The sequence below is a fragment of the Roseicyclus salinarum genome (assembly GCF_029624655.1).
Lineage (GTDB): Bacteria > Pseudomonadota > Alphaproteobacteria > Rhodobacterales > Rhodobacteraceae > Roseibacterium > Roseibacterium salinarum.
The window spans coordinates 258,420-283,865 of record NZ_JARRSA010000001.1 but is presented as its reverse complement, the minus strand read 5'-3'; the positions used below and the strand labels follow the sequence as shown (position 1 = coordinate 283,865).

The 25,446-nt window shown below is 70.2% G+C and carries 24 protein-coding genes; 15 read left to right on the top strand and 9 right to left on the bottom strand.

The genetic code is table 11. From position 1 onward, the window contains the following. Nucleotides 1-70: 70 nt before the first annotated feature. The 3 genes from dapD to P6F26_RS01345 all read left to right on the top strand — a co-directional run bounded on the left by dapD (nt 71) and on the right by P6F26_RS01345 (nt 1,768). Nucleotides 71-898: a 2,3,4,5-tetrahydropyridine-2,6-dicarboxylate N-succinyltransferase gene (gene dapD, locus P6F26_RS01355; protein ID WP_278026827.1), complete on the top strand. Its 828-nt coding sequence runs from the start codon at nt 71-73 to the stop codon at nt 896-898. Between the two features lie 71 nt (nt 899-969). Beyond that, the gene (locus P6F26_RS01350) at nt 970-1,221 is read left to right on the top strand and encodes a GlsB/YeaQ/YmgE family stress response membrane protein (RefSeq protein ID WP_278026826.1); all 252 of its coding nucleotides are present in this window, start codon (nt 970-972) and stop codon (nt 1,219-1,221) included. Between the two features lie 193 nt (nt 1,222-1,414). Next, on the top strand, nt 1,415-1,768 hold the full coding sequence (locus tag P6F26_RS01345; protein ID WP_278026825.1) for a hypothetical protein: 354 nt from the start codon (nt 1,415-1,417) through the stop codon (nt 1,766-1,768). 7 nt (nt 1,769-1,775) lie between these two features. On the opposite strand, the gene P6F26_RS01340 is transcribed toward P6F26_RS01345, so the two are convergent. Further along, complete coding sequence (locus P6F26_RS01340; protein ID WP_278026824.1) at nt 1,776-2,819, bottom strand: Hint domain-containing protein; 1,044 nt, start codon at nt 2,817-2,819, stop codon at nt 1,776-1,778. Nucleotides 2,820-3,147: 328 nt separating this feature from the next. On the opposite strand from P6F26_RS01340, the gene dapE reads away from it, so the two are divergent. The 3 genes from dapE (at nt 3,148) to P6F26_RS01325 (ending at nt 8,238) form a co-directional block, all read left to right on the top strand. Beyond that, on the top strand, nt 3,148-4,293 hold the full coding sequence (gene dapE / locus P6F26_RS01335; RefSeq protein WP_278026823.1) for a succinyl-diaminopimelate desuccinylase: 1,146 nt from the start codon (nt 3,148-3,150) through the stop codon (nt 4,291-4,293). A gap of 200 nt (nt 4,294-4,493) precedes the next feature. Then, nucleotides 4,494-6,749, top strand: coding sequence for a ribonuclease R (gene rnr, locus P6F26_RS01330; protein WP_278026822.1), 2,256 nt, complete (start codon nt 4,494-4,496; stop codon nt 6,747-6,749). A gap of 118 nt (nt 6,750-6,867) precedes the next feature. Continuing rightward, the gene (locus tag P6F26_RS01325) at nt 6,868-8,238 is read left to right on the top strand and encodes a lytic murein transglycosylase (RefSeq protein WP_278026821.1); all 1,371 of its coding nucleotides are present in this window, start codon (nt 6,868-6,870) and stop codon (nt 8,236-8,238) included. Between the two features lie 3 nt (nt 8,239-8,241). Here the strand turns inward: P6F26_RS01325 and P6F26_RS01320 are convergent, their stop codons facing one another. Continuing rightward, nucleotides 8,242-8,715 (bottom strand): MOSC domain-containing protein, encoded by a 474-nt coding sequence (locus P6F26_RS01320; protein WP_278026820.1) that lies wholly within the window; start codon nt 8,713-8,715, stop codon nt 8,242-8,244. 83 nt (nt 8,716-8,798) lie between these two features. On the opposite strand from P6F26_RS01320, the gene P6F26_RS01315 reads away from it, so the two are divergent. Continuing rightward, on the top strand, nt 8,799-10,487 hold the full coding sequence (locus P6F26_RS01315) for a DUF6504 family protein (RefSeq protein ID WP_278026819.1): 1,689 nt from the start codon (nt 8,799-8,801) through the stop codon (nt 10,485-10,487). 11 nt (nt 10,488-10,498) lie between these two features. After that, nucleotides 10,499-10,930 carry a VOC family protein gene (locus P6F26_RS01310; protein ID WP_278026818.1) on the top strand — a complete coding sequence of 144 codons (432 nt, stop codon included), beginning with the start codon at nt 10,499-10,501 and terminating at the stop codon, nt 10,928-10,930. A gap of 96 nt (nt 10,931-11,026) precedes the next feature. Here P6F26_RS01310 and P6F26_RS01305 read toward each other — a convergent pair whose 3' ends face one another. The 5 genes from P6F26_RS01305 to P6F26_RS01285 all read right to left on the bottom strand — a co-directional run bounded on the left by P6F26_RS01305 (nt 11,027) and on the right by P6F26_RS01285 (nt 15,016). Next, nucleotides 11,027-11,899: a D-amino-acid transaminase gene (locus P6F26_RS01305; RefSeq protein ID WP_278026817.1), complete on the bottom strand. Its 873-nt coding sequence runs from the start codon at nt 11,897-11,899 to the stop codon at nt 11,027-11,029. A 52-nt stretch (nt 11,900-11,951) separates the two neighbouring features. Continuing rightward, nucleotides 11,952-12,494, bottom strand: coding sequence for a DUF421 domain-containing protein (locus P6F26_RS01300; protein WP_347403024.1), 543 nt, complete (start codon nt 12,492-12,494; stop codon nt 11,952-11,954). A 63-nt stretch (nt 12,495-12,557) separates the two neighbouring features. Beyond that, on the bottom strand, nt 12,558-13,520 hold the full coding sequence (gene dgcA / locus P6F26_RS01295) for an N-acetyl-D-Glu racemase DgcA (protein WP_278026815.1): 963 nt from the start codon (nt 13,518-13,520) through the stop codon (nt 12,558-12,560). Then, nucleotides 13,517-14,518, bottom strand: a complete 1,002-nt coding sequence (dgcN, locus tag P6F26_RS01290) for an N-acetyltransferase DgcN (protein ID WP_278026814.1) — start codon at nt 14,516-14,518, stop codon at nt 13,517-13,519. The genes dgcA and dgcN overlap by 4 nt, the downstream gene beginning before the upstream one ends. A 147-nt stretch (nt 14,519-14,665) precedes the next feature. After that, entirely contained in the window at nt 14,666-15,016 is a 351-nt protein-coding gene (locus tag P6F26_RS01285; RefSeq protein WP_278026813.1) for a hypothetical protein, read from the bottom strand. A gap of 253 nt (nt 15,017-15,269) precedes the next feature. On the opposite strand from P6F26_RS01285, the gene P6F26_RS01280 reads away from it, so the two are divergent. The 5 genes from P6F26_RS01280 to P6F26_RS01260 all read left to right on the top strand — a co-directional run bounded on the left by P6F26_RS01280 (nt 15,270) and on the right by P6F26_RS01260 (nt 20,091). Continuing rightward, nucleotides 15,270-15,842, top strand: coding sequence for a CGNR zinc finger domain-containing protein (locus P6F26_RS01280; RefSeq protein ID WP_278026812.1), 573 nt, complete (start codon nt 15,270-15,272; stop codon nt 15,840-15,842). Between the two features lie 100 nt (nt 15,843-15,942). Further along, nucleotides 15,943-16,932, top strand: coding sequence for a glutathione S-transferase family protein (locus P6F26_RS01275; protein WP_278026811.1), 990 nt, complete (start codon nt 15,943-15,945; stop codon nt 16,930-16,932). A gap of 42 nt (nt 16,933-16,974) precedes the next feature. After that, nucleotides 16,975-17,931 (top strand): threonine-phosphate decarboxylase, encoded by a 957-nt coding sequence (locus P6F26_RS01270; RefSeq protein ID WP_278026810.1) that lies wholly within the window; start codon nt 16,975-16,977, stop codon nt 17,929-17,931. Beyond that, nucleotides 17,928-18,845, top strand: coding sequence for an adenosylcobinamide-phosphate synthase CbiB (gene cbiB, locus P6F26_RS01265; RefSeq protein WP_278026809.1), 918 nt, complete (start codon nt 17,928-17,930; stop codon nt 18,843-18,845). The genes P6F26_RS01270 and cbiB overlap by 4 nt, the downstream gene beginning before the upstream one ends. Before the next feature lie 64 nt (nt 18,846-18,909). Continuing rightward, entirely contained in the window at nt 18,910-20,091 is a 1,182-nt protein-coding gene (locus P6F26_RS01260; protein WP_278026808.1) for a lytic murein transglycosylase, read from the top strand. A gap of 54 nt (nt 20,092-20,145) precedes the next feature. Here P6F26_RS01260 and P6F26_RS01255 read toward each other — a convergent pair whose 3' ends face one another. Together P6F26_RS01255 and P6F26_RS01250 are read right to left on the bottom strand one after the other, a co-directional pair. After that, nucleotides 20,146-20,517, bottom strand: coding sequence for a YybH family protein (locus P6F26_RS01255; RefSeq protein ID WP_278026807.1), 372 nt, complete (start codon nt 20,515-20,517; stop codon nt 20,146-20,148). Between the two features lie 84 nt (nt 20,518-20,601). Beyond that, a complete protein-coding gene (locus P6F26_RS01250) occupies nt 20,602-24,057 on the bottom strand; it encodes a chromosome segregation SMC family protein (protein ID WP_278026806.1) in 3,456 nt (1,151 codons plus the stop codon). Nucleotides 24,058-24,538: 481 nt separating this feature from the next. On the opposite strand from P6F26_RS01250, the gene rsfS reads away from it, so the two are divergent. Both rsfS and rlmH read left to right on the top strand, forming a co-directional pair. Next, the gene (gene rsfS, locus P6F26_RS01245) at nt 24,539-24,907 is read left to right on the top strand and encodes a ribosome silencing factor (RefSeq protein ID WP_278026805.1); all 369 of its coding nucleotides are present in this window, start codon (nt 24,539-24,541) and stop codon (nt 24,905-24,907) included. Between the two features lie 6 nt (nt 24,908-24,913). After that, entirely contained in the window at nt 24,914-25,384 is a 471-nt protein-coding gene (rlmH, locus tag P6F26_RS01240) for a 23S rRNA (pseudouridine(1915)-N(3))-methyltransferase RlmH (RefSeq protein ID WP_278026804.1), read from the top strand. Nucleotides 25,385-25,446 lie beyond the last annotated feature (62 nt).

Below are 25,446 nucleotides of genomic sequence, written 5' to 3'. Positions count from 1 at the left end.
CGGATTGCCAGCCGCCGGAACCGCGGCTATAGCCCCCGAAACCAACAGACCACGCCCCGGAGGTGCGCCCATGTCGATCGCCCAGCTCGAGACCGCCATCGAAGCCGCCTGGGAGGCGCGCGATACGATCACCCCCGCCACGAAGGGCGAGACCCGCGACGCCATCGAGGCGACGCTTCACGCGCTCGACCAGGGCGAGCTGCGCGTGGCCGAGCGCGGCGAGGACGGCACTTGGCACGTCAACCAGTGGGCCAAGAAGGCCGTGCTGCTCGGCTTCCGCGTTCAGGACATGGGCGTGCAGACCGGCGGGCCGCAGGGCGGCACCTGGTGGGACAAGGTCGACAGCAAGTTCGCCCATTGGGGTGAGGCGCAGTGGAAGGCCGCGGGGTTCCGGGCCGTTCCGACCTGCGTCGTGCGCCGCTCGGCCCATATCGGGCGCGGCGTGGTCCTGATGCCCTGCTTCGTGAACCTCGGGGCCTATGTCGACGAGGGCACGATGGTCGACACGTGGGCGACCGTGGGCTCCTGCGCGCAGATCGGCAAGAACGTGCACCTGTCGGGCGGCGTCGGCATCGGCGGGGTTCTGGAACCGATGCAGGCCGGCCCCACCATCATTGAGGACAACTGCTTCATCGGAGCGCGTTCGGAGGTGGTGGAAGGCGTCATCGTGCGCGAGGGCTCCGTGCTGGGCATGGGCGTGTTCCTCGGGCAGTCCACCAAGATCGTCGACCGCGAGACCGGCAATGTCTTCTACGGCGAGGTTCCCAGCGGCTCGGTCGTGGTGGCGGGCACCATGCCGTCGAAGAACGGCGTGAACCTGTATTGCGCCGTGATCGTGAAGCGCGTGGACGAGAAGACGCGCGCGAAGACCTCCATCAACGAGCTTCTGCGGGACTGAGCGGCCGGCGGCGTCACGCAGGGCCACCGATCTGCGTCTTGCGGGTCGTGCGGACATGAGGAGAGCGAAGGATGCAAGGACTTGGCCTGTTGATGTCGATCGTGGTCGGCGGCTTCGCCGGCTGGATCGCCGAGCGCATCATGAAGGCCCGGCACGGTCTTCTGAAGAACATCGTCCTGGGCATCCTGGGCGCGCTTCTGGGAAATTTCATCCTGACCAACCTGACGGGCGAAACGCTGCCGGGCATCTTCGGCCAGCTCATCGTCGCCGTGGCGGGGGCGTCGATCCTGATCTTCGTGGGGCGGGCGATCACCCGCCGCTGAAGACCTCGGCCGCGCCGGAACCGGTCCGCGGCGGGGCTCCGCACGACAGGGCAAGGCCACCGGGTCATGGTGACCACGGGGCTTTCCGCAGAGAATAGGCGCGGCAGGCCCCGACCGCATGGGGGCCGACCGTCCCCCTCGGTCCGGTGCGCTTGCGCTTGACACCATCGCGGCATCCGCGCATCCCGCGACGATGGCGAAGGATCCAAAGACACCGCGCAGACAGGACGTCTACACCCTCGTGGTCGAGGTCGGACGGACGGCGGGAGACGGCCTGCCCGACCGGTCCACCGGGGCGGCCCTGCTGTGCTATGCCGCCGGGATCGACGAGGCCGAGGCCGTCCGCGAGACCGTGGCCGTGCTGAAGCAGGCCGACCTCGCTCCGCTCGACGTGTCGGGCTACGGCACCCGAAGCGACCGCGAGGCCGCGGGCGAGGAGATCGGCGAGGAGGACGCTGCGCTGATGCAGCGCGCGCTGCAGGAGAACGCCGTGATCGTCGTGCAGATGACCCCGTTCTTCGAAGGCGACGAAGCCCGCCGCGACTGACGCGGGATCAGGTGACGAAGCTCTGCGCCCGCGCGGTGCGCGACAGCAGGGTCCGCGCCGCCGCCCGGTCCAGCAGCGGTAGGGACGGCGCGCAATCCCGCGCCACGGGCCGCGCGCCTGCCGGGGGCGCGTCCTCGGCGGCAAGGACCTCCAAAAGGAAAGCGGTCTCCACGCGGCAGCGCGAGATGCGGATGCAGGCGGGATCGTCGAGCATCAGGTGGTGGAAGCGCCGCAGCGGCTGGTTACGGTCGTGCCGCGCCGCGACGCCGGGAACGAGGTCGCCCGCGCGCACCAGAACCGCGTCGGTCCCGGCCAGATACTCCACGTCCGCACCCTGCCGCACGAGGCGCGTGTCGGGCGTGACGCAGATGTCGGCCTCGAGCCCGAAATAGGGCGCACGCAGCAGGATCGGCGCGGTGCGGCCAAGGCACAGCCTCTCGCGCACGTCGGTCCAGCGGACGACATGCGGGGTGCCGTCATCGCCAAGGACGGTCATGCCGGGCGCGATTTGCTCAACCGGCATGTTCCCGTCGGGCGTGGCGATCCTCGCGCCGGAGCCGATCCCCGGAAGATCGGTGGCGGGAACGGGATGGGTGGCCACCGCCGCCACGTTCGCGATTTCGGAAAAGCCCTGCGCGCGCGGAAACGCCTCGTCGAGGCGGGGAGGCCGCGCCACACGGGTGCGGACCTTCCGGCGCAGGCCCGTGTCGGCGTTGAGCAGGTCGATCACGCCGTGCCGGCCCTGGGCGCAGGCGACGATCCTGAGGATCAGCACCTCTCCGGGCGCCGCGAACCCCGGAGGCGTCGCGACATCCACGGCGCCGCCATGGAGCACGCGCAGGGCGCCGTCCGGCATCAGGTAGGCGGCGATCGCCCGGTTCTCCGGCGCCGCGCCCTGCCATATCCGGACGGGCCGCCCCGCGACGCGCGGGGCCGCGATCTCGAGCCAGAGGGTCAGGGCCTGAAGCGGCGCATCTCGCGGAGCGCTGTGGACGGCGAAGCCCCGCAGCGCCAGCGGGCCACCCTTCTGCCAGATCGCGGCCCAGGCCATGCGCCGCTCAGCCCCGGGATCGGCGCGAGCGGAGGCCTGGGGCCCGCGCGCCGATGCCCGGAAGGAAGTGCTGGCCGATTGCCATCCGTCTGGTCCGCCCGTTTCCTGCCGGTGGCGGTACAATGGCGGCGGACCGTGGCCTGCGAACAGCCCTTGCCTGCCCCTTTGTCTCGCGGCGCTCGCCTCGCATGTCCCGGCGCCTTCTTTCGACGATCCTAGCAGATCCGCGCTCATCCGGTGAGCGCCCGCATCGTCCTCCGGGGCCATTGTGCCTTCCGCGCCACGGCGTTACCCCTGCCGAAAAGCCCGAAGATGCGGAGCCGAGCACATGACCACCGACCCGGTCGACCTGACAGCGTCCCTCGTCCGATGCCCCAGCGTCACGCCCGACGAGGCGGGCGCGCTGCAGCTGCTGGAGGATGCGCTGACGCGGGCCGGCTTCGCCTGCACCCGCGTCGACCGCGAGGGGACGCCGAACCTCTTTGCGCGCTGGGGCGCGCGGAACGCCAGGAAGTCCTTTGGCTTCAACGGCCATACCGACGTGGTGCCCTTGGGCGATCCCGCGGACTGGACGCATCCGCCCTTTTCCGCGCATCGCGAGGACGGATGGCTTTACGGACGGGGCGCGACCGACATGAAGTCGGGCGTCGCGGCCTTCGTCGCGGCCGCGATCGACCTCGTGACCGAGGCGCCGCCGGACGGCGCGATCGTCATCGCCATAACGGGCGACGAGGAAGGGCCGGGACAGGACGGCACCCGCGCAATCCTCGACTGGATGGCGACGGCCGGCGAGCGGATGGACGTCTGCATCGTGGGCGAGCCGACCTGCCCCGAAGTGATCGGCGACATGATCAAGATCGGGCGGCGCGGCTCGATGAGCGCGCATTTCGAAGTGACGGGCAAGCAGGGGCACTCCGCCTACCTGCACAAGGCGTTGAACCCGATGCCGGCCGTGGCGCTTCTGGCACACAGGCTCTCGACGCATGGTCTGGACGGGGGCACCGAGCATTTCGATCCCTCCACGCTGTCGGTCACGACGATCGACACCGGCAACCCCGCGACGAACGTGATCCCCGCCCGGACGCGGATGACCGTGAACCTCCGGTTCAACGACCTTCACACCGGCGCCTCGCTGACCGGCTGGCTGCGCGAGGAGGCGGACAAGGTCGCGCAGGAGACCGGCACGGCGATCTCCATGCGCGCACATGTCTCGGGCGAAGCGTTCCTGACCCCGCCGGGCGCGCTGTCCGACCTCGTCTCGGGCTCCGTCGAGGCCGAGACGGGACGGCGGCCCGTGCTGTCCACGACGGGCGGCACCTCGGACGCGCGTTTCGTGAAGGATCACTGTCCCGTCGTCGAGTTCGGCCTGGTCGGTCACCGGATGCACGAGGTGGACGAGCGTGTGTGGGAGCAGGACATCCGCGACCTCAAGGCGATCTACCGAAGGATCCTGGGCGACTACTTCGCCGCCTGAGCCCTCGGGGCGCCCTGCGAGGGGGCGCTGCCCCCGCCGCGCGTTCCGCGCGTCTCCCCCGGAGTTTTCCTGCAAGGATGAAGCGTGAAGGCCGCTTTCCGGCGGCCCGGCGGCGTCGCCTCGCCGGAGGCCCGGCCGGGGGGGCGGCAGGGGTCCATTTCCCCGATGACCTGCCGCGCGCGCCGTGCTAACCCGGCGCCATGTCCGGCATTCCCACCAAGGCCCAGATCCTAGACTGGATCGCCGCGAATCCGGCGGCGAACTCGAAGCGCGACATCGCGCGGGCGTTCAACATCAAGGGCGCGGCGCGCATCGACCTGAAGCGCGTGCTGAAGGAACTCGAGGAGGAGGGCCACCTCGAGAAGCGCCGCAAGACCTACCGCGACCCCGACAGGCTGCCGCCGGTCAGCGTGCTGCAGGTGCAGGGCCCCGACGAGCTTGGCGACGTGTTCTGCCGTCCGCTGGAGTGGCACGGCGAGGGGCCGGCGCCGCGCATCTTGTTCTCGGCGCGCGCGACGGACCCGGCGGTGGGCGAAGGCGACCGCATCCTCGCGCGGCTGCAGGAGGTCCCGGGCGAGGATTACCAGTACGTCGCCCGGCTGATCCGGCGGATCGGGACCAATCCGCGGCGGATCCTCGGTGTCTACCGCCAAGGCGCCGAGGGCGGGCGGATCGTGCCGATCTCGAAGGGCGCCGACCGCGAGTGGCAGGTCAGGCCCGGCGACACGCATGGCGCGAAGGACGGCGAGCTGGTCGAGGCCGAACAGGCCGGTCCCAAGGGCCGCCTGGGCCTCGCCCGGGCGCGGATCACCGACCGGATTGGCGATCCTGGCGCGCCGAGGGCCGTGAGCCTGATCGCGATCCACGAGCACGGCATCCCCGACGCCTTCCCCGACGCCGTCGTCGCCGAGGCCGACGCGGCGAAGCCCGCCGGCCTTGCGGGACGCGAGGATTTGCGCGACCTCGCGCTTGTCACCATCGATCCGTCCGATGCGCGGGACCGCGACGACGCGGTCCTCGCGCATCCCGACGCGGACCCGGCGAACAGGGGCGGCCACGTCATCTGGGTCGCGATCGCCGATGTCGCGCATTACGTCCGCTACGGCAGCGCACTGGACCGTGAGGCGCGCAGGCGCGGCAACTCCACCTATTTCCCCGACCGTGTCGTGCCGATGCTGCCCGACACGCTGTCCGGCGACCTGTGCAGCCTGCACGAAGGCGTGCCGCGGGCCTGCATCGCCGTGCGCATGGTGATCGACGCCGAGGGCGAACTGAGGTCCCACGACTTCGTGCGCGGGCTCATGCGGTCGCGCGCGTCGCTGGAATACGCCGAGGTTCAGGCCGCGAAGGACGGCGACGCGACCGAGCGGACGCAGGATCTCGTGGGCGACGTGATCGAACCGCTCTATGCCGCCTACGACGCCCTGCGCGCCGCGCGCCAGAAGCGCCAGCCGCTCGACCTCGACCTGCCGGAGCGTCGCATCGAGCTGGACGACAGGGGGCGCGTCGCCTCCGTGGCCTTCAAGGACAGGCTGGACGCGCACCGCCTGATCGAGGAGTTCATGGTGCTTGCGAATGTCGCGGCCGCGCGCACGCTGGCCGCGAAGCGTGTCCCGCTTCTCTACCGTGTGCACGAGGAGCCGGCGCCCGAGAAGATCGAGGCACTGCGCGAGACGGCGCAGGCCGCCGGCCTGACGCTTGCCAAGGGCCAGGTGCTGCAGACCTCGCAACTGAACCGTCTTCTGGCGCAGGCCGAGGGCACCGAGCACGACGAGCTGATCAACCTCAGCACGCTGCGTTCGATGACGCAGGCCTATTACAGTCCCGACAATTTCGGCCATTTCGGCCTCGCGCTGACGCAATACGCGCATTTCACCTCGCCGATCCGCCGGTATTCCGACCTCGTGGTGCACCGCGCACTGATCGAGGCGCATGGCTGGGGCCGCGACGGCCTGAAACCCGAGGAGATCGAGCGGCTCGACGAGACCGCCAAGCACATCTCCGAGACTGAGCGGCGATCGATGACGGCCGAACGCGACACGACCGACCGCTACCTCGCGGCCTACCTTTCCGACAGGGTGGGCGCCGAGTTCACGGGCCGGATCAGCGGCATCGCGCGCTTCGGGGCCTTCGTGAAGCTGGACGAGACCGGGGCGGACGGGCTCTTGCCGATGCGCGCCATCGGTCACGAATACTTCCACCATGATGCCGAAAGCCAGACGCTGATGGGCGCGGACAGCGGCATCGTGATCGGGATCGGCGACCGGGTGAAGGTGAAGCTGGCCGAGGCGGTTCCGGTGACGGGCGGCCTGACGCTGGAGCTGATCGAGCTGGAGGACCGGGCGATGCCGCGCCGTCCGGGCCGCGCGCGAAAGGGTGCGCCCCCGCGCCGCAAGGAGGCGAAGGCCGCGAAGAAGCGTGGCAAGCTTCGCAAGAAGGCCGCGCGCAAGGCCTGAGCGGCGGAGCTTGCGGCAAGACCCCGCGCATCGCGTTTCGACCATTCGCGCGGGCCTGTGACTACCGCCTTGTTTGGGCTATGCTCCACCGCGATCGAGCAAGAATGGACCGCAAATCATGCGCGGCGCGACAGCACTTTTCCTGAGCACTCTCGCATTCGGCCTTCCCGCCCTCGCGCTTCCGCCGGTGTCCTCGCCGGTGCCGAAGCCCCGCCCCGAATTGCGGACCCTCGCCGTGTCGACGGCGGCGGAACGGCGCGTGCCCTCGGCGCTGGCCGTGGCCAGTTCGCTGCGGCCCGTCCTGCGCGGCGCGGCGCCCGACGGCTTCGCCCGGACCCGGACGGCCACGGTCGCGACCGTCGAGGCGTCGGATCCCGGCTTTCGCCGGTGGATCGCCGATTTCCGGACCAGCGCCATCGCCCGCGGGATCCGCCCCGAAACCTTCGACCGCGCCTTTGCCGGCGTCGAGCCGGTGCGCCGCGTGGTCGAGCGCGACCGCAACCAGGCGGAGTTCAGTCGCACGCTCTGGGATTACCTCGACGGCGCCGTGTCCGACACCAGGGTCAGGAACGGACGCGCCGCGGTCGCCGAGCATCGCGACACGCTGGCCCGGATCGAACGTCGCTACCGCGTCGATGCCGAGGTCGTGGTCGCGATCTGGGGCCTGGAAAGCGCCTATGGCGCGGTCAGGGGATCGACGGACATCATCGCGGCGATGGCGACGCTGGCCCATGACGGCCGCCGCCGGGACTTCTTCGAGGAGCAACTGATCGCGGCCTTGCGCATCCTGCAGGCGGGCGACGTGGCGCCGCGGCAGATGACCGGATCGTGGGCCGGGGCGATGGGCCACACCCAGTTCATGCCGACAAGCTACCTCGAGCACGCGCAGGATTTCGACGGCGACGGAAGGCGCGACATCTGGTCGGACGATCCCACCGATGCGCTGGCCTCGACCGCGGCCTATCTCGCGCATTTCGGCTGGACCTATGGCCAGCCCTGGGGCGTCGAGGTGCGGCTGCCGCAGGGGTTCGACTATTCCCAGACCGGCGAGCGCGTGCGGCGCGGCGCAGGATTCTGGCGCGCGCGCGGCGTCACCCTCGCCGATGGCGGCAGGGTGCCCGATCACGGTGATGCGTCGATCCTCCTGCCTGCGGGCGCGAGCGGGGTCGCCCTGATGATCTTCGACAATTTCCGGGTGATCGAGCGCTACAACCCCGCCGACGCCTACGTGATCGGCGTCGGGCACCTTGCCGACCGCATCGCCGGCGGGCCGGCATTCCGGGCCGGGTGGCCTCGGGGTGACCGCGCCCTCAGCGGGGACGAGCGCCGCGAGTTGCAGCGCCGCCTGACCGCGGCCGGTTTCCCGACGGACGGCGTCGACGGTGTCGTGGGGCCGAACACGATCGAGGCGGTGCGCCGATACCAGCAGGCCTCGGGCGTCGTGCCCGACGGATACGCCTCGCTGAGGCTTCTGGAACGGCTGCGCTAGCGCTCAGGCATCGACGGGCCTGAGCATGTCGCCGACGGCGATCGACCCAGGCCGGATCACTTCCGCGCACCAGCCGCCATGCCCGCGCATCGCGTTATAGCCGCCGGGGCCCAGCGCCTCCTCCATCCGCGAGCATGGCGCACAGGGCCCGGTGATCTGCAGGACCGCACCTCCGAGGCGGAACGCGCGCCCGCGCAGCGCGGACAGGTTGATGCCGGAGATCACGAGGTTCCGGCGCAGCGTCCCGGGCGCGACGTCCTCCAGACCGGCGAGCGCCGCGATGACGGGAAGATGCTCGGCCTGGATCAGCGTGACGGCGCGTTTTCGGGCGTGGCCGTGGTCGCCGCGCAGACCCTCCGGCGCGATCTCGGCCGAGTCGGCGATCGTGACGCCTGTCCGTCGCGCAGGCCGGAGGCAGATCCGCTCGAGGCGGCCTGACCTCGCGTGGCGGGCGGTGAGGCTTGCGATGGTTTCCATGACCACCGGGATAGCGCATGGCGGACTCGACTCCCAGCCTGCGCGGCCCTAGGATTGGAACAAAGCATGAACAGTCTGCCACCATGCCCTCTCAGCACACCGACACCAAGACCCGGCGCATCCTGTCGCTCTGGTTCCCGCGCCTCGCCGCCGAGCGGGTGCTGCGGCTGGAACCCGCCCTCTCCGAAACCCCGCTCGCCGTGGTGTCGGAAACGGGGAACCTGCGCCTTGTCGCTTCGCTCAACACCGCCGCCGAGGTGCGCGGCCTGCACCGACAGCAGCCGCTGAGCGAGGCGGCGGCGCTGTGTCCGGACCTCGTGACGCGGCCCAGCGATTCATCCGCCGAGACCGCCTTTCTCGCCGCGCTTCGTCGCTGGGCGGGCAAGTTCAGTCCCTGGGTGGCCGAGGAGGCGCCCGAAGGACTGATGGTCGACCTGACGGGCTGCGCGCATCTCTTCGGCGGCGAGGAGGCGCTTTTCGCCCAGGTGGAGCAGGACTGCGCCGACCTGGGCCTGACAGTGCGCGCGGGCATCGCCGACACGGCGGGCGCAGCCTGGGCGCTTGCGCGGTTCGCGACGGGGGCCGCGGGTCCGACCCGAAGCGGGGACGCCATCGACCAGGAGGCGCGGGCAACCCGCTCGCGCGCGGCGAGGCGGCACTGGACGAAGGGCGGCGGCGCACCCCCGCGCGCGCGCCACAACGGCGCACAGGCCCGGATCGCGCGGCCGGGGGCGACACGGCAGGCGCTGGCCTCACTGCCCGTGGCCGCCCTGCGCGTGCAGCCGGCAACGGCGCAGGGCCTTGCCCGCCTCGGCCTCAGGCAGATCGGCGATCTTCTTGGAATGCCGCGTGCCGGCCTCGCCCGGCGCTTCGGCTCGGACCTGGTGCGGCGTCTCGACCAGGCCCTGGGCGTCGAGCCCGAACCGATCTCGCCCGCGGGCGCGCCGCTCCATTTCGCCGTGCGTCTCAGCCTGCCGGACCCGATCGGCCTCGAGGCCGACATCCTCGCCGGGCTCGACCGCCTGCTGCCCGTCCTGTGCGGCAGGATGCGCGCCCAGGGCCGGGGCGCGCGGCGCGTTCGGCTGGAGCTGTCGCGCGTCGATGGCGGCAGCCAGACCCTGGAGGTGGGTCTCGCCCGCCCCGCGGACCACCCCGGCCGGATCCGCTCCCTGTTCGAGCTGAAGACAGGCGAGATCGACGCAGGCTTCGGCATCGACCGCCTGCGCCTCTCGGCGCCGCTGACCGAACCCCTTCATGCCACCGAACACAAGGGCGGCTGGGCGGTCAGCGCCGAGGCCGGCGCCCCTCGAGGCGATGAGCAGGCCATGGCCGACCTGGTCGCCCGGATCGGCGCGCGCGTCGGGCTCGAGGCGATCACCCGCGCCCGCCCCGCCGACAGCCACATCCCCGAGAAGACCGCAGCCATCCTTGCCGCCGCCTGGTCGGAGCCCGCGGCGGACTGGCCCCGGACGCCCCGGCCGCGCCCCCTGACGCTGTTCCGTCCCGAGCCGGTCCGCGCCCCCCAAGGCCCCGACATTCCCGCCGAGTTCGCCTGGCGCGGACGCCGCCTGCGCACCCGCGCCGCCACCGGCCCGGAACGGATCGCCCCCGAATGGTGGCTCGACGATCCCGACTGGCGCTCGGGCGTGCGGGACTACTGGCGCGTCGTGACCGAGGACGGCGCGGCGCTTTGGCTCTACTATGCCCATGGCGCGCCGGGAGGCGGCCTCGGCACGGGCGACGGATGGTTCGCCCACGGCGACTTCGGATGAGGAGAGAACACATGGCGGAAAACGGCGACCGAGGCTTCAGGGTCCGCGCACTGGGAGAGATCGCGATCCGCTGCCGGGACCTTCCCGCGATGACGGACTTCTACGAGAAGGTCATCGGGCTCGAACGCCTGTCCGGCAACGCCTCGGACGGCATCGTCTTCTTCCGCATCGCCGAGGGCTTCGGCGGCCACACCGCCGTCCTCGCCCTCTTCGCCGCAGAGGCCGGCGCCCCCGGGACGGGCGCGCGCTCCTCGCTGCACCACATCGCCCTCTCCCTGCCGTTCGAGGAACAGGACGCCGTCATGCGCTGGTACGACAGTCTCGGTCAGCCCTTCCGCATCGAACGTTTCGGCTGGATCGGCTGGCAGGGGATCTTCACAGAGGATCCCGAGGGCAACACCGTCGAAATCGTCGCCCACCATCCCGACTTGAAGACACGCTAGGCCTTCATCTTTCCTCAAATACCGCTCGGGGGAGCACGAGGGGGCAGACGGCCCCCTCGTCCCCGGAAAAGGAAATGCAGCCGCAGGCTGCGCCGCTCAGATCGCGGCCTTGCGCATCTCGTCGAGATAGACCTCGCGCAGCCGCGCCGCGACGGGTCCGGGGGTTCCCCGGCCGACCGGCGCGCCGTCGATTTCCACCACAGGCGTCACGAAGGCGGATGCCGAAGTGATGAATGCCTCGTCCGCCGCCTTCGCCTCCTCGATCGTGAAGGGCCGCTCCTCGACCTTCATCTGCGCCTCGGCCGCGAAGCGCAGGACGGCGGACCGCGTGATGCCGTGCAGGATCTCGTGGCCGAGATGGCGCGTGACGATGACGCCGTCCTTGACGATGTAGGCGTTGTTCGACGTGCCCTCGGTGACGTGGCCGTCCTCGACCATCCACGCGTCGTCGCATCCCGCGGCCTTGGCCATCATCTTGCCCATCGACGGATAGAGAAGCTGCACCGTCTTGATGTCGCGGCGGCCCCAGCGCTGGTCCTCGATCGAGATCACGCGGATCCCGGTACGCGCGGAAGGGCTTTCGGCGAGGCCGGGCTTGGACTGGGTGAACAGCACGACGGTCGGCGGCGTATCCTCGGGCGGATAGGCGAAGTCCCTGTCCGCAGCCGCACCCCGCGTGATCTGAAGGTAGATCAGGCCGTCCTCGATCGCGTTCCTCGCCACCAGCTGTCGGTGGATCTCCAGCAACTCGTCAGTCCCGACAGGCTCGGCCATGTCCAGCTCGCCCAACGACCGCTTCAGGCGTTGCGCGTGCCCGTCGAAGTCGATCAGCTTGCCGCCCAGAACCGACGTCACCTCGTAGACGCCGTCGGCGAACAGGAAGCCGCGGTCGAAGATGGACACCTTGGCGTCGTGCTCGGGCAGGTATTCGCCGTTGACGTAGACGGTTCTGGCGGCGGGGCTGGACATGGACGGACCTCCGGGCTTTGCCCGGCCTACTTCCCGCGTCCCTCCCGCAGCGTCAAGCCCGTTGCTCCGCCACGGGCCCGACGCTCCTCGTGCCGTCCATGATCTCGTCCGCGACATCGCCGCCATGCAGCACCGAGATGTCGCCGGTCGTCTCCAGCACGACGGCGCCCACCTCCGCCATCCGGCGAACGTTCGCCGCGCGCAGCTTGGCGATCAGGTCCTTTCGCTCGACCCTCGTGAAGTCCAGCGCAGCCTCGTCGATCCTTCCGTCGCGCATCAGCACCACGGGCGTGTTCTGGATCGCCGCCTCGGCCCTTTCCGAGACGAAGCGCAGGCGCGCGATGCCGTATTGCGCCGCGAAGAGGCCCGCCATCGCGCACATCGCCTGCACCAGCTGGCCCCAGTCCGTCGAACGCGACGCCCCGGCAAGAAGCGAGCCCATCGCGACCGTCATCACGAAGTCGAACGTCGTCATCTTCGAGAAGGATCGCAGGCCCACCACGCGGGTCAGGGCGATGATCCACACCATCGCCGCCACCGCAAGGACGGCGCCGCGCAGGGCGGCTTCGGGCAGGCTCGCGACAGGCTCCATCATCATTCCGATCCCCAAGGTCGCGGGACCAACGGTGATGCGGGCCGACCTGTTCCGCCCGGCCGCTCAGCCCCAGAGCGCGGGGTCGGTTGGCTGGATCGTCGAGCCCTCGAACCGAAGCGGCACCGGCCTGTCCTCCGCCAGCAGGAGCGGCCCGTCGAGGTCCACGATCTCGGCCCCCTGCGCCACCAGCATCGCGGGCGCCATGGCAAGCGACGAGCCCACCATGCAGCCCACCATCACCCGGAAGCCCAGCGCCTCGGCCTCGGCTTTCAGCGCCAGCGCCTCGGTCAGGCCGCCGGTCTTGTCGAGCTTGACGTTGACCATGTCGTACTTGCCGACCAGACCCGGCAGGCTTTCGCGGTCATGGCAGCTTTCGTCGGCGCAGACCGGAAGCGGACGCTCGATCTCCTGCAGCAGATCGTCCTGGCCCGCCGGCAGCGGCTGCTCCACCATCCCCACACCCAGCCGGAGGAGGTGCGGCGCGAGTTCGCTGTAGATGTCGGCGGTCCAGCCTTCGTTGGCATCGACGATGATCCGCGTGTCGGGCGCGCCTGCGCGCACGGCTTCCAGCCGCGTCATGTCCTCGGGCGTGCCGAGCTTGATCTTCAGGAGCGGCCTGTGCGCCTGCTTCGCCGCCTCGGCGCGCATCGCCTCGGGCGTGTCGAGCGACAGGGTGTAGGCCGTCGTCACGGCGCGCGGCGCCGGAAGGCCGGCAAGCTGGTGCGCCGGGCAACCATCGCGCTTGGCCTTCCAGTCCCACAGCGCGCAATCGACGGCGTTCCGCGCGGCACCGGCGGGCAGCGCGTCCTGCAGATCCTGCCGCGAGATGTCTTCGGGCAGACCCTCGATCTGCGCGGCCACGCTGTCCAACGTCTCGCCGTAACGGGCGTAGGGGACGCATTCGCCCCACCCGGTCACGCCCTCGCGCATCACGCGGACCGTCAGCACCCGGGCCTCCGTCCGCGATCCGCGCGAGATGGTGAAGGCCTGCGCCAGCCGGAAGGTATCGCGCGTGACCGAGATCATGTCGCGTCCAGAGCGTCGCAGAGCCTTGCCGCGCCCTGCCGGAACGGATCGACGGACGGCAGGCCCATGCGCTTCTCGACCTCCTCCAGATGCGTCAGCGCCTCGTCCTCGCCCATCGCGGCGGTGTTGATCGAGATGCCGACGATCTCGGCCTTGGGATTGGCGATCCGGGCGACGGGCAGAACGAGGTCGCGCAGCGCCTCCAGCGTCGGCATCCCGTATCCGGGCAGCCCGCGCATGTGCGCCCGCGTAGGCTCGTGGCTCAGGATCAGGGCGTCCGGCGCGCCGCCGTGGATCAGGGCCATGGTCACTCCGGAGTAGGAGACATGGAACAGGCTGCCCTGTCCCTCGATCATGTCCCAGTGGTCGTCGTCGTTGTCGGGCGTCAGCCATTCGATGGAGCCGGCCATGAAGTCGGCGATCACGGCGTCCAGCGGCACGCCCTCGCCGGTGATCAGGATGCCGGTCTGGCCCGTGGCGCGGAACGAGGATTTCCGCCCGCGCTTCTTCATCTCGAGGTCCATGGCGAGCGAGGTATACATCTTGCCGACCGAGCAGTCGGTGCCCACGGCAAGGCAGCGCCTGCCGGTGCGTGGAACGCCGCTGGCGATCGGGTATTTCACCGATGGCACCCGCACGTCGTGAAGCGTCCGGCCGGTGGCGCGCGCGACCGCGGCAAGGTCTTCCTCGTCGCGCAGCAGGTTGTGCAGGCCCGAGGCGAGGTCGAATCCCTCCTCGAGCGCCTGCACGAGGATCTTCTTCCACGCCTGCGAGATCATGCCGCCGCGATTGGCCACGCCGATCACGAGCGTCCGGGCACCTGCCGCCCTGGCCTGCGCAAGGTCCATGTCGGGCAGGCCGACGTCGGCCTTGCATCCCGCCATGCGGAACTGGCCCACCGCATTGTCGGGGCGCCAGTCGCGTATCCCTTGCGCGACCTTCACGGCAAGCTGGTCCGGCGCGTCGCCGAGGAAAAGTAGATAGGGCGTCTCGATCATCGCGGTGTCCCTCTGGATTCGATCACGGCGAGACTAGACCGGCCACGGACGGCGTTTCTGGAAAAGATGGCGCATGCAAGGCGTCAGACGCGAAAATTCACCCGCGTTCGGACAGTTGTGCGCATAATTCGTGCGCCGTGCGGACGATCATTCGGGCGGAAGCAGAGCCGCGGGCGGCTCGACGTCGCGCTCGAAGTCGACCGGGGCCGACGTGGCCGCGGCCGTGTTGCGCTTGAATTCGTAGCGCATCAGGTCCCCCTCGCGGACCGACGCGACGATCAGCGCCTGCGTCAGGTGCCGCGGGCCGTCGTAGATGTCGATCAGGCCGCGCAGGCGCGGGACCTCGGCGGCATCGACCGCAAAGCCCGTGTCCGAATAGTCGAGGATCGGAAACGCGTGGTCGCCGACATGGACGACCCTCGTCGCGCGCTTGCGCCGGGTCTGGCGCCGCGCAGCATCGAGCTGCCTTTGCAGATCCTCGGGAAGGAAGTCCGTCATGTCTCGCGTGCCCCGGCTTGAAGACCGTCTGGCCGCAGGATGCCCGTTCGGCCCGACAGGTCAATTTCAAGCCGCGCTCCGGGTTCCGATCCCGCATGAATGAATTTTCTCCGATGCGCGCTGGCAACACCGGGGGCGGCGCCTTCGGTCATTGCCATCGTCACTGTTTATCTACAATAACTGGTTATCAGTCGCGGCATCCGACGCGGACAGCCGCGTCCGAGCCTTCACCCGCCAAGGACCTTGCCGCACCATGAGACCGATCCCACGAGGCACCGCCGAGGCGATCATCGAAGCGGGGCACCCGGTGCTCGCATTCCTCAACACTGTCTCGGACGACGGCAAGACACGCCGCCACGACACTTTCGAAACCGGAGAGGACCTCCTGTCGCATCTTCGGCTCTGCGGGCTGAACGGAGCCGCGGACACGCGCGCCGCGGGGCAGTTGCACGCGCTCATGGCGCTGCGCGAGGCCGCCTATGCCGTCCTGTCCGCGCTTGCGGCGGGACGGCGTCCGCCGCACGAGGACCGTCTGGCAGTGGAGACCGCGATCAAGTCGGCGATGCAGGACGCGACGCTCGACATGAACGCGGGACGTCCGGCGTGGCGGGCGGGACCGATGGGCGGGCTGCACGACCACGTCGCGCTCGCCATCGCGGACTTCATGCTGGGGGACACGCTCGCCCGCCTGCGCGAGTGCCGGCGCTGCACGCATCTGTTCCTCGATCACGGCCGGGGAACAGGGCGGCGCTGGTGCTCGATGGCGAGGTGCGGAAATCGCGCGAAGGCGCAAGGGTTCCGCGACAGGCGACGCGCCGGCGTCTGACCTGTGTGCGCTCATGCGGGACGCGCCCTGCGGACGTTGCGGTGTCGCCATGGGCGTCGCGGACCTATCTATGTTCATGACGCGAAGAATGGAGTGACAGATGGGTCTCTTGGTAGACGGCGAATGGCACGACCAGTGGTTTGACACGAAATCCACCGGCGGGGCCTTCAAGCGACAGGAATCGCAGTTCCGCAACTGGGTCACGCCCGACGGCGCCCCCGGACCGACCGGCAGGGGTGGTTTCGCGGCCGAGAGCGGGAGATACCACCTCTACGTCTCCCATGCCTGCCCCTGGGCGAACCGGACGATGATCTTCCGCGCGCTGAAGGGCCTCGAGGCTCATATCGACGTCTCAGTCGTGCATCCCGACATGCTGGGCGAGGGCTGGAGCTTCGCGCAGGATTTTCCCGGCGCGACCGGAGACCATCTGTTCGGATCGGAGCACATGCGCGAAATCTACCAGCGCACCGATCCCCATGTGACCACCCGCGTCACCGTTCCGGTCCTGTGGGACACGAAGTCCGGGCAGATCGTGTCCAACGAAAGCGCCGAGATCATTCGGATGTTCAACTCCGCCTTCGACGGCATCACCGGAAACACGCGCGACTTCTGCCCCGAGGGCTTGCGCCCGCGCATCGACGAGGTGAACGCGCGCGTCTACTCGGACATCAACAACGGCGTCTACAAGGCCGGCTTCGCCACCACGCAGGCGGCCTACGACAAGGCCGTGCAGGCGCTGTTCGAGGGGCTGGACTGGGCCGAGGGGATCCTGGCCGAAAACCGCTACCTTGCAGGCGACCGCGTGACCGAGGCCGACTGGCGGCTCTTCACGACGCTAGTCCGGTTCGATGCCGTCTACCACCTGCACTTCAAGTGCAATCGGCGCCGGCTGATCGACTATCCCAACCTCTGGGCCTATGCGCGCGAGCTCTACCAGTGGCCGGGCGTCGCGGAGACCGTGCACTTCGACCACATCGTGCGGCACTATCACTACAGTCACGAAACCATCAATCCGCACCGGATCGTTCCGATCAACCCCGTGATCGACTGGTCGGAGGCGCATGGACGCGGGGCCTTGAAGGCAGCCTGAGGAAAGGGTCTAGATCGGGCCGTTGCCAACAGGCGAGGCGCGATGCGCGACACCGTTCCGATCCGTGACCATGGCGGCGGCCTAGATGCCGCCACCGCCCGTTTCGGCGGCCTTCGCCGGGATTGGCTGGACCTGTCCACCGGGATCAACCCGGTGCCCTACCCGGTCGGCCAACTTTCCGGCGGCGCGTGGACGGATCTGCCCGACAGGGCCGCGGCCGACCGCCTGCTTTCTGCGGCGCGATCGTTCTGGAACGTGCCCGACGGGGCTGGGATCGTCGCGGCTCCGGGGGCGAGCGCGCTGATCGCGAGACTGCCCGGCCTGGTCGAAGGATGCCGCGCGGCGATCCCCGGCCCCACCTACAACGAACACGCAGCAGCCTTCCGCGCCGCCGGATGGGAGGTCGTGGAGACCGGCGAGGCCGAGGTGCGCGTCGGCGTTCACCCCAACAATCCCGATGGCCGTCACTTCAACGCGCGAGACATCGGCGGACGCCGCCTGACCGTGATCGACGAAAGCTTCTGCGAAACCTGCCCGGATGCGTCCCATGCCGGGCGCACAGCCGAGTCCGGCGTCGTCGTCCTGAAGAGTTTCGGCAAGTTCTGGGGCCTGGCCGGGTTGCGCCTCGGGCTGATGATCGGACCACCCGAGACCTGCGCCCGGATGCAAGAGGCGCTCGGGCCTTGGGCGGTGTCGGGCCCGGCGCTGGAAATCGGCGCCCGCGCGCTCGAGGATCCGGGCTGGGCCGGGGCGACACGGCAACGGCTTGCCCGCGATGCGGCGCGGCTCGACGCCATGATGACGGCCAAGGGCGCGGAGCTTGTCGGAGGGACGACGCTTTACCGCACCTACGCCGTAAACGACGCGTCCGCGTGGCAGGAGCGGCTTGCGCGGGCTCGGATCTGGACCCGCGTGTTCCCCTATTCCCGAACCTGGATCCGCCTCGGCCTGCCGGGCCGCGACGAGGACTGGATCCGCCTTCGGGACGCGCTGGGGTGAGCGACCACGCCCTTCTCCTTCTGGCCGCTCTCATCCTCGACGCGATCTTCGGCGAGCCGGGGTTTCTGTGGGATCGGCTGCCGCACCCTGCCGTGCTGATGGGCCGGGCGGTAGGCTGGTGCGACGCGCGCTTCAACAGAGGTGGCGCCCGGCGCGTCCGGGGTGTGCTGGTGGTCGCGGCGCTGTCGACGGCGGCCATCGCGACGGGGTGGGCACTTGCAGCACTACCGGGCGGCCCGGTGATCGAGGTCGTCGGCGCGGCCATCCTTCTCGCGCAGAAAAGCCTCGTGGACCATGTGCGCGCGGTCGCCGAGGGCTTGCGCCGCTCGCTCATGGAAGGACGCCGCGCGGTCTCGATGATCGTGGGGCGCGACACGGCGTCGCTCGACGAGGCCGCCGTGGCGCGCGCGGCCATCGAAAGCGCGGCCGAGAACCTGTCGGACGGCGTCGTCGCGCCCGCCTTCTGGTTCCTCCTGGGAGGGCTGCCCGGCATGATCTTCTACAAGATCTGCAACACCGCGGATTCCATGATCGGGCACCGCACCGAGCGTCACGGTGAATTCGGCTGGGCCGCGGCGCGGCTCGACGATGTCCTGAACTGGGTGCCGGCGCGGATCACGGCGCTCTTGATCGCGGCCGCCTTCGCCGATCCCGGCGCCCTGCGAAGCGCCGCTCGCGAGGGGCCAAGGCACCGCTCCGTCAACGCGGGCTGGCCCGAGGCCGCGATGGCCCGCGGCCTCGGCCTCGCGCTGTCGGGTCCGCGCAGCTATGCCGGCGCGACGACGTCGGACCCCGTCCTGAACCCGGACGGGCGGCGCGATGCCACGGCAGCCGACATCGACGCTGCCGTCGTTGCCCTATGGCGCGTCTGGTCTGGCGTATTCCTGGCCCTCGCGGCCATCGCCCTGATCTGAGGCTTGCGGCATCGCCAAGCCTTGCTAGTCTCGGCCCGTAGTCAGTCAGCGAGGGCCGGGTCTCATGAAAACGGGAATCATTGCGGGGCTGGTGGCGCTCGGGGTCCTGGCCGGACCTGTGGCGGCCCAGCAATGCGGAGGCGATTTCGGCCGGTTCGTGCAGGACCTGAGGGCCGAGGCGCTGTCGCGCGGGCATCCGCAGGCGGCCGTAGACGCTTTCTTCACACATGCCGGATATTCTCAGCGGGCCATCGACGCGGACCGGCGGCAGGGCATCTTCACCGTTCCGTTCACCGAGTTCGCGCGGCGCCTGATCTCGCAGAACCGCATCGACAACGGGCGGGCCAACGCGCAGCGGTATGCCTCCGTCTTCGATGCGATCGAGCAGCGGTTCGGCGTGTCGCGCGGCATCCTCCTGTCGTTCTGGGCGTTCGAGACGGACTACGGTGCGTTCCAGGGCGACTACAACACGCTCGACGCGCTGGTGACGCTGGCGCATGACTGCCGCCGCCCGCACATCTTCCGCCCGCAGGTCTTCGCGGCGCTGGAACTCTTCCGGGCGGGCGACTTCGATCCCGTCAACACGCAAGGGGCCTGGGCCGGAGAGATCGGCATGGTCCAGATGCTGCCCGAGGACATCGTGGCGCACGGAATCGACGGCGACGGCGACGGTCATGTCTACCTTCAGACCTCCGCGCCCGACGCGCTGATGAGCGGGGCCAACGTGCTGTCGTCGCTGGGGTGGCGGCCGAACGAGCCCTGGCTGGTCGAGATCGTCGTGCCGCCGGATCTCGACTGGTACCGGACGGGTATCCACACCTCTGCCCGCGTCTCGGACTGGGAGCAGGCCGGCGTCCGCGCCCGGTCGGGCGGCAGCCTTCCGATGCCGGGCGCGCAGGCCTCGGTGGTGCTGCCGCAGGGACGTAACGGCCCGGCCTTCCTCGCCTACCCGAATTTCAGCGTGCTGTTCGAGTGGAACCAGAGCTTCACCTACGTCCTGACCGCCGCCTATTTCGCCAACAGGCTCGAGGGCGCGCCGGTCTTCGACGCGGGCAATCCCGATCCGGGCCTTGAGGGAAACGCGATGCGCGAGCTTCAGCGCAGGCTTGCCGCGCGCGGGCATGACGTGGGCGCGATCGACGGCATCCTGGGCGCCGGCACCCGCGCCGCCGTCCGCGAGGAACAGCGGCGCCTGGGCCTGCCGGCGGACGCCTGGCCCACCCAGACACTGCTTAACGCTCTCTGACAGGGGCGCGTCCGGCCGTTCAGGCCCAGGTACGCGGACGACCCGAAAGGCGGCTCACGTCCCGAGAAGGGCGGCGCCGTCCGGGCTGTCGATCGCATATTTCCAGAGGCCATCCGCCTGCTTTCGGGCGATCTCCACGGTCACGCCCGTCGCCTTGTCCCCGCTTGCCGTCGTCATGGTCCATGCGTTCTGAACGAGGGCCAGATCCCCGGTTTCGAACGCGACCTGCCCCGTGAAATCGAGCGTCGCGCCGCTGTCGACATAGCCCTGAAGGACCGAGCGGATCTGGTCGAGGCCACGCGCCGTGCCGTGATGGGTCGGAAACACCGCCTGGTCTTCGTAGAGGTCCAGAAGCCTGTCCACGTCGCCGCTTGAGAACCGTTGCGAGAACAGTCCGATGAGGTCCTTCGCGCTTTCTGCGGGCATGACTCACCCCCCTTTTGATGAAGCGATCTCACTCGGCGCCCCGTTGCTTCGGTCAAGGCGCGGCCACCTGCTTCGAGGCCCCCCTCAGGCGACCATCTGCTCGGCTTTCTTCAGATCCACCGACACCAGCTGGGACACGCCCTGCTCGCCCATCGTCACGCCGAACAGGCGATCCATGCGCGCCATCGTCACGGCGTGGTGCGTGATGATGAGAAAGCGGGTCTCGGTCTGGCGGGTCATCTCGTCGAGGAGGTCGCAGAAGCGGCCAACGTTCGCGTCGTCGAGCGGCGCGTCGACCTCGTCGAGCACGCAGATCGGGGCGGGATTGGCGAGGAACACCGCGAAGATCAGCGCAAGAGCGGTCAGCGTCTGCTCGCCACCCGACAGGAGCGACAGCGTCGACAGCTTCTTGCCTGGCGGCTGGCACAGGATCTCGAGGCCGGCCTCGAGCGGATCGTCGGATTCGACCAGCACGAGCCTTGCCTCGCCGCCGCCGAAGAGATGCGTGAACAGCTTGGCGAAGTTCGTGTTCACCTGCTCGAACGCGGTCAGAAGCCGCGCGCGCCCCTCTCGGTTCAGCGACGAGATCCCCGAGCGCAGCTTGGCGATCGCGGCCTCGAGGTCCTCCTTCTCGCGGGTGAGTGTCGAATGCTCCTCCTCGACCGACCTCGCGTCCTCCTCGGCGCGCAGGTTCACCGCGCCCAGCGCGTCACGCTGCCGGCGAAGGCGGTGGACATCGGCCTCGACCGCATCGGCCCGCGGCGGCGGTTCGGGAAGATCGCCAAGCTCCTCGCGAAGCGCCTCGGGGCTGGTCTCGTGCTCTTCGGCGATGCGGTCCGCGGCGGCCTGCACGGCCTCTGCGGCTGCATCGCGGCGGGCTTCGGCGGCGGCGCGCCCCTCGCGTGCCTCGGAGGCCGCACGCTCGGCGGCGCGTTCGGCGGCCTGCGCCTCGGAATGGCCGCGCTCCGCGCCGGTCAGGGTATCGGCGGCGGCAGTGCGGCGCTTCTCGGCGTCCGCGATCTTGCCGGCGAGCGCCTCGCGCCGCGCGGCGATCTCGCCGGGACGCGCGCGGGCCTCGACAAGCTGCGCCTCCGCCTCGTCCTTGCGGCGCCGCAGGTCGGCCAGCTGCGTCTCGGCCGAGGCGAGGCGCGCGCGCCAGCTGGCCATTTCCTCGACGATGCGAGACAGGCGCCGGGCGCGCATCTCGCCCTCACGCTTCAACTCGTCATGCGCGGCGCGCTTGGCCAGCATGGTCATCCGCGCGGCCTCGACCGTCGTGCGGGTGTCGGCAAGGCGGGCGCGCACGGCTTCGAGGTCCTCAAGCGACGCCTTCGCGTGCTGTGCGTCAGCCTCCTCGGCCCGGGCGGCCTCGGCTTCGGCCTCGTGGCGGCGCGCGGTCTCGCGCAACGTGTCGAGCCGCGAATCGAGGCCGGCGCGCTCGGTCTCGGCGCGGGTGCGGGCGCGGCTGGCCTCGGCAAGGTTGGTCTCGGCGTCACGCCGCGCCTTGCGCGCCAAGCGGTCCGCATCGCTCAGTTCGGCGAGACGCCTGGCCCAGATCTCGTGCGCCGCGCGCGCCTCGGCCGCCTCGGCCTCGACCCTGGCCGCCTCGGCCTGCAACTCGGCAAGGCGGTTCTGCTGCTCCAGCCTCCGTGCGGCACCCGAAACGGCATCGCCGGCGGCCATCGCGTAGCCGTCCCAGCGCCAGACGTCGCCGGCCCGCGACACGAGGCGCTGGCCGGGACGCAGAAGCGGCTGCAGACGCGGACCCTCCGCCGCCTCGACAACCCCGATCTGCGACAGGCGCCGCGACAGCGCGGGCGGCGCGGCGACATGGCGGGCGAGCGGTTCTACCCCACCCGGCAGAGGCGCGGTCTCGTCGTAATCGGGGAGCGCGGACCAGCCGCTGCCGCCGGGCCGGCCTGCCAGCGGCGCGTTCAAGTCGTCGGACAGGGCGGCGCCGAGCGCGGCCTCGAACCCCTTGTCTACCTTCAGCGCATCGAGAAGCGTGTCTTCCGCACCCTTCTCCCGGTCGAGAAGACGGGCGAGCGCCGTCACCTCGGCGGCCAGCGTTCCGGCGCGGCCCTCGGCGTCCGAGCGCGCGGCGCGGGCCTCGACCTCGTTCGCCTCCGCCTCCGCGCGGGCGTGCTCGGTTTCGGCCACGGTCTCCTCGGCGCGCGCGGCAAGCGACGTCGCTGCGTCCAGCGCCTCACCGGCGGCCTCCACGTCGCGGGTCAGGCCCGCGAGACGCTCGACCCCGTCACGCGCGGCAGCGGCGGCCTTGCGCGCCTCCTCGTCGTGGCGCGCGCGAGACCGGGCGGCCTCCGCGATGCGCCGGTCGGCGGACTGGTGGCGCGCGGCGAGGTCCGCCTGCGCCTCGGTTTCCATGGCAAGCGCGCCTTCACGTTCGCCGAGCACGTCGTTGGCGGCGACCGCTGCAGCCTCCGCGTCGGCGACGGCCGCATCGTGTCCCTCGCTCGCCTGCGTCAGGTCGCTCGCCTCGGCCTCGAGCGCGGCCATGCTGTCTCCTGCATCCGCGTTCAGCGCCGCCTCGCGGTCGATGTCACGCGACAGCTGCGCGATGCGGCCGTCGAGCGACGTCACGGCCTCGGCCGCCCGCGCCGCCTCGGCGTCCAGCGTATCGCGCTCCACCAGGAGACGCTGCAGGATCGCGGCGGCGATGGCCTCCTCCTCGCGCAGGGCGGGGAGCGCGGCCTCCGCCGCCTCGCGCGCGGCCGAGGCATCGCGCGCCGCGGCCTCGGCACGCACCGCACCGGAAAGTGCCGCGCGCAGCACCTCCTCGGTCGAAAGTCGCGCGACGTCGGCATCGCGCCAGCGCAGCCACATCAGAAGCCCCTCGGCCTGTCTCAACTCGGCGCCGATGGCACGATAGCGCGCGGCCTGCTTCGCCTGGCGGGCCAGCGTGGCAAGCTGCCCCGCGAGGCTTTCCAGAACGTCGTCCACCCGGGCGAGGTTCTGTTCGGCGGCGCGCAGCTTCAGCTCGGCCTCGTGGCGGCGTTGGTACAAGCCCGCGATCCCGGCCGCATCCTCCAGCACGCGGCGGCGGTTCCTTGGCTTCGCGTTGATGAGTTCCGAAATCTGCCCCTGCCGGACCAGCGCGGGCGACTGCGCGCCGGTGGCCGCGTCGGCGAACAGCATCTGCACGTCGCGGGCCCGCACGTCCTTGCCGTTCAGCTTGTAGGCGGACCCCGCGTCGCGGGTGATCCGACGGACGATGTCGATCTGGTCAGTGTCGTTGAACCCCGCGGGTGCGAGACGCTGGCTGTTGTCGATCTGGACGTGCACTTCGGCGAAATTGCGCGCGGGACGGGTCGCCGCGCCAGCGAAAATCACGTCCTCCATGCCGCCGCCCCGCATCGCGGTCGGACGGTTTTCGCCCATCACCCAACGGAGCGCCTCCAGAAGGTTGGACTTGCCGCAGCCATTGGGGCCCACGACGCCGGTCAGACCCTCGGCGATCACCAGATCGGTGGGATCGACGAAGGATTTGAAGCCGTTCAGTCGGAGCCTGTTGAAACGCACGCGCCCTGCCCTCGGTTTTCGATTCCGTGAGCGGGAAGTCTCCGCGCCGACACGGCTTCAAGTCAATCGCGCATGACCCGCATATCGGCGACAAACCGCCATTATCCCCAACATATCGACACGATCTCCATATATGGGGCTGCTGATCCTCGCAGATCCGCACCTACACACCGCGAGTCGCAGCGAAATGTGCGCCGAAAAAAGGTAATGGTTGCGGCCTGTATTTTGCAGTATCAATCACTTGGAATTTATCCTGCCACGGGCGAGCGGCCGGGATCCGTTCCCGCGACACCGACAGGGGGCCACGACGCCGTCCGGCGATTGCAACAGTTCCGGCCCCTCAGTCCTGAGCGATCATTGAGAAGCGGGCGGCGCGATGCTACATTAAGGGCGTTTCCGGCGCCGCGGCATGACGCGGCGCACAACCAAGGAGGACTGAGTCCTGACCGGACCGCAACACGCGGTGGCGACACCGGCCACCATGGCGCCACGGGCGCCGAATACCGACACCCTCACCAGCGACGAGCTGCTCGAGCGTGTCATCGCTTCTCTCGAAGACGACAAGGCCGAGGAAATCGTGCGGATCGACCTGCGCGGCAAGTCCTCGATCGCCGACTGGATGGTCGTGGCCTCGGGCCGCTCCTCGCGCCAGGTCGCGGCGATCTCGGAAAAGCTCGTCGAGCGGCTCAAGCAGGAGCACGGGCTCGGCTGCAAGGTCGAGGGCAAGGATGCGGGCGACTGGGTGCTGATCGACGCGGGCGACGTCATCGTCCACGTCTTCCGCCCCGAAGTGCGCGACTTCTACCAGATCGAGAAGATGTGGATGCCGGCCGGCGCCACGGCGCAGTAGCGCGCCGTGCGTCTTCACATCGCCGCCGTGGGCCGTCTGCGGGGCGGGGCGGAGCGCACGCTCGTGGACGACTACCTCGGGCGGCTCGACAGGACGGGCCGCGGCCTTGGCCTGAGCCTTGGAGAGATGGTCGAGGTCGAGGACCGGAAGGGCGGCGGGGCGGCGGCCGAGGCACGGCTGCTCAGGTCGGCCGCGCCGGACGGCGCCACGGTCTGGGTCCTCGACGAGCGCGGCCGCACCCTGTCCAGCCCGGATTTCGCCACGGCCATCGCGGCAAGGCGCGACGAAGGTGGCAAGGACCTCGTATTCATGATCGGTGGCGCGGACGGCCTCGACCCTTCGCTGCGGGACGACGCCGACATGGCGATCTCTTTCGGCGCGATGGTCTGGCCGCACATGCTGGCGCGCGTCATGCTGGCCGAACAGCTCTACCGCGCGGCGACGATACTAGCGGGAAGCCCCTACCACAGGACATGAACCGGCGCATGCACGGGGCGGCGATCGGGTTCGGCGCATCGCAGGCCTGACCCGTCAGCCCG

Coding starts and splice junctions, on each gene's coding strand:
- dapD (WP_278026827.1), top strand. CDS start 71: ATGTCGATCGCCCAGCTCGAGACCGCCATCGAAGCCGCCTGGGAGGCG.
- P6F26_RS01350 (WP_278026826.1), top strand. CDS start 970: ATGCAAGGACTTGGCCTGTTGATGTCGATCGTGGTCGGCGGCTTCGCC.
- P6F26_RS01345 (WP_278026825.1), top strand. CDS start 1,415: ATGGCGAAGGATCCAAAGACACCGCGCAGACAGGACGTCTACACCCTC.
- P6F26_RS01340 (WP_278026824.1), bottom strand. CDS start 2,819: ATGGCCTGGGCCGCGATCTGGCAGAAGGGTGGCCCGCTGGCGCTGCGG.
- dapE (WP_278026823.1), top strand. CDS start 3,148: ATGACCACCGACCCGGTCGACCTGACAGCGTCCCTCGTCCGATGCCCC.
- rnr (WP_278026822.1), top strand. CDS start 4,494: ATGTCCGGCATTCCCACCAAGGCCCAGATCCTAGACTGGATCGCCGCG.
- P6F26_RS01325 (WP_278026821.1), top strand. CDS start 6,868: ATGCGCGGCGCGACAGCACTTTTCCTGAGCACTCTCGCATTCGGCCTT.
- P6F26_RS01320 (WP_278026820.1), bottom strand. CDS start 8,715: ATGGAAACCATCGCAAGCCTCACCGCCCGCCACGCGAGGTCAGGCCGC.
- P6F26_RS01315 (WP_278026819.1), top strand. CDS start 8,799: ATGCCCTCTCAGCACACCGACACCAAGACCCGGCGCATCCTGTCGCTC.
- P6F26_RS01310 (WP_278026818.1), top strand. CDS start 10,499: ATGGCGGAAAACGGCGACCGAGGCTTCAGGGTCCGCGCACTGGGAGAG.
- P6F26_RS01305 (WP_278026817.1), bottom strand. CDS start 11,899: ATGTCCAGCCCCGCCGCCAGAACCGTCTACGTCAACGGCGAATACCTG.
- P6F26_RS01300 (WP_347403024.1), bottom strand. CDS start 12,494: ATGATGGAGCCTGTCGCGAGCCTGCCCGAAGCCGCCCTGCGCGGCGCC.
- dgcA (WP_278026815.1), bottom strand. CDS start 13,520: ATGATCTCGGTCACGCGCGATACCTTCCGGCTGGCGCAGGCCTTCACC.
- dgcN (WP_278026814.1), bottom strand. CDS start 14,518: ATGATCGAGACGCCCTATCTACTTTTCCTCGGCGACGCGCCGGACCAG.
- P6F26_RS01285 (WP_278026813.1), bottom strand. CDS start 15,016: ATGACGGACTTCCTTCCCGAGGATCTGCAAAGGCAGCTCGATGCTGCG.
- P6F26_RS01280 (WP_278026812.1), top strand. CDS start 15,270: ATGAGACCGATCCCACGAGGCACCGCCGAGGCGATCATCGAAGCGGGG.
- P6F26_RS01275 (WP_278026811.1), top strand. CDS start 15,943: ATGGGTCTCTTGGTAGACGGCGAATGGCACGACCAGTGGTTTGACACG.
- P6F26_RS01270 (WP_278026810.1), top strand. CDS start 16,975: ATGCGCGACACCGTTCCGATCCGTGACCATGGCGGCGGCCTAGATGCC.
- P6F26_RS01260 (WP_278026808.1), top strand. CDS start 18,910: ATGAAAACGGGAATCATTGCGGGGCTGGTGGCGCTCGGGGTCCTGGCC.
- P6F26_RS01255 (WP_278026807.1), bottom strand. CDS start 20,517: ATGCCCGCAGAAAGCGCGAAGGACCTCATCGGACTGTTCTCGCAACGG.
- rsfS (WP_278026805.1), top strand. CDS start 24,539: ATGGCGCCACGGGCGCCGAATACCGACACCCTCACCAGCGACGAGCTG.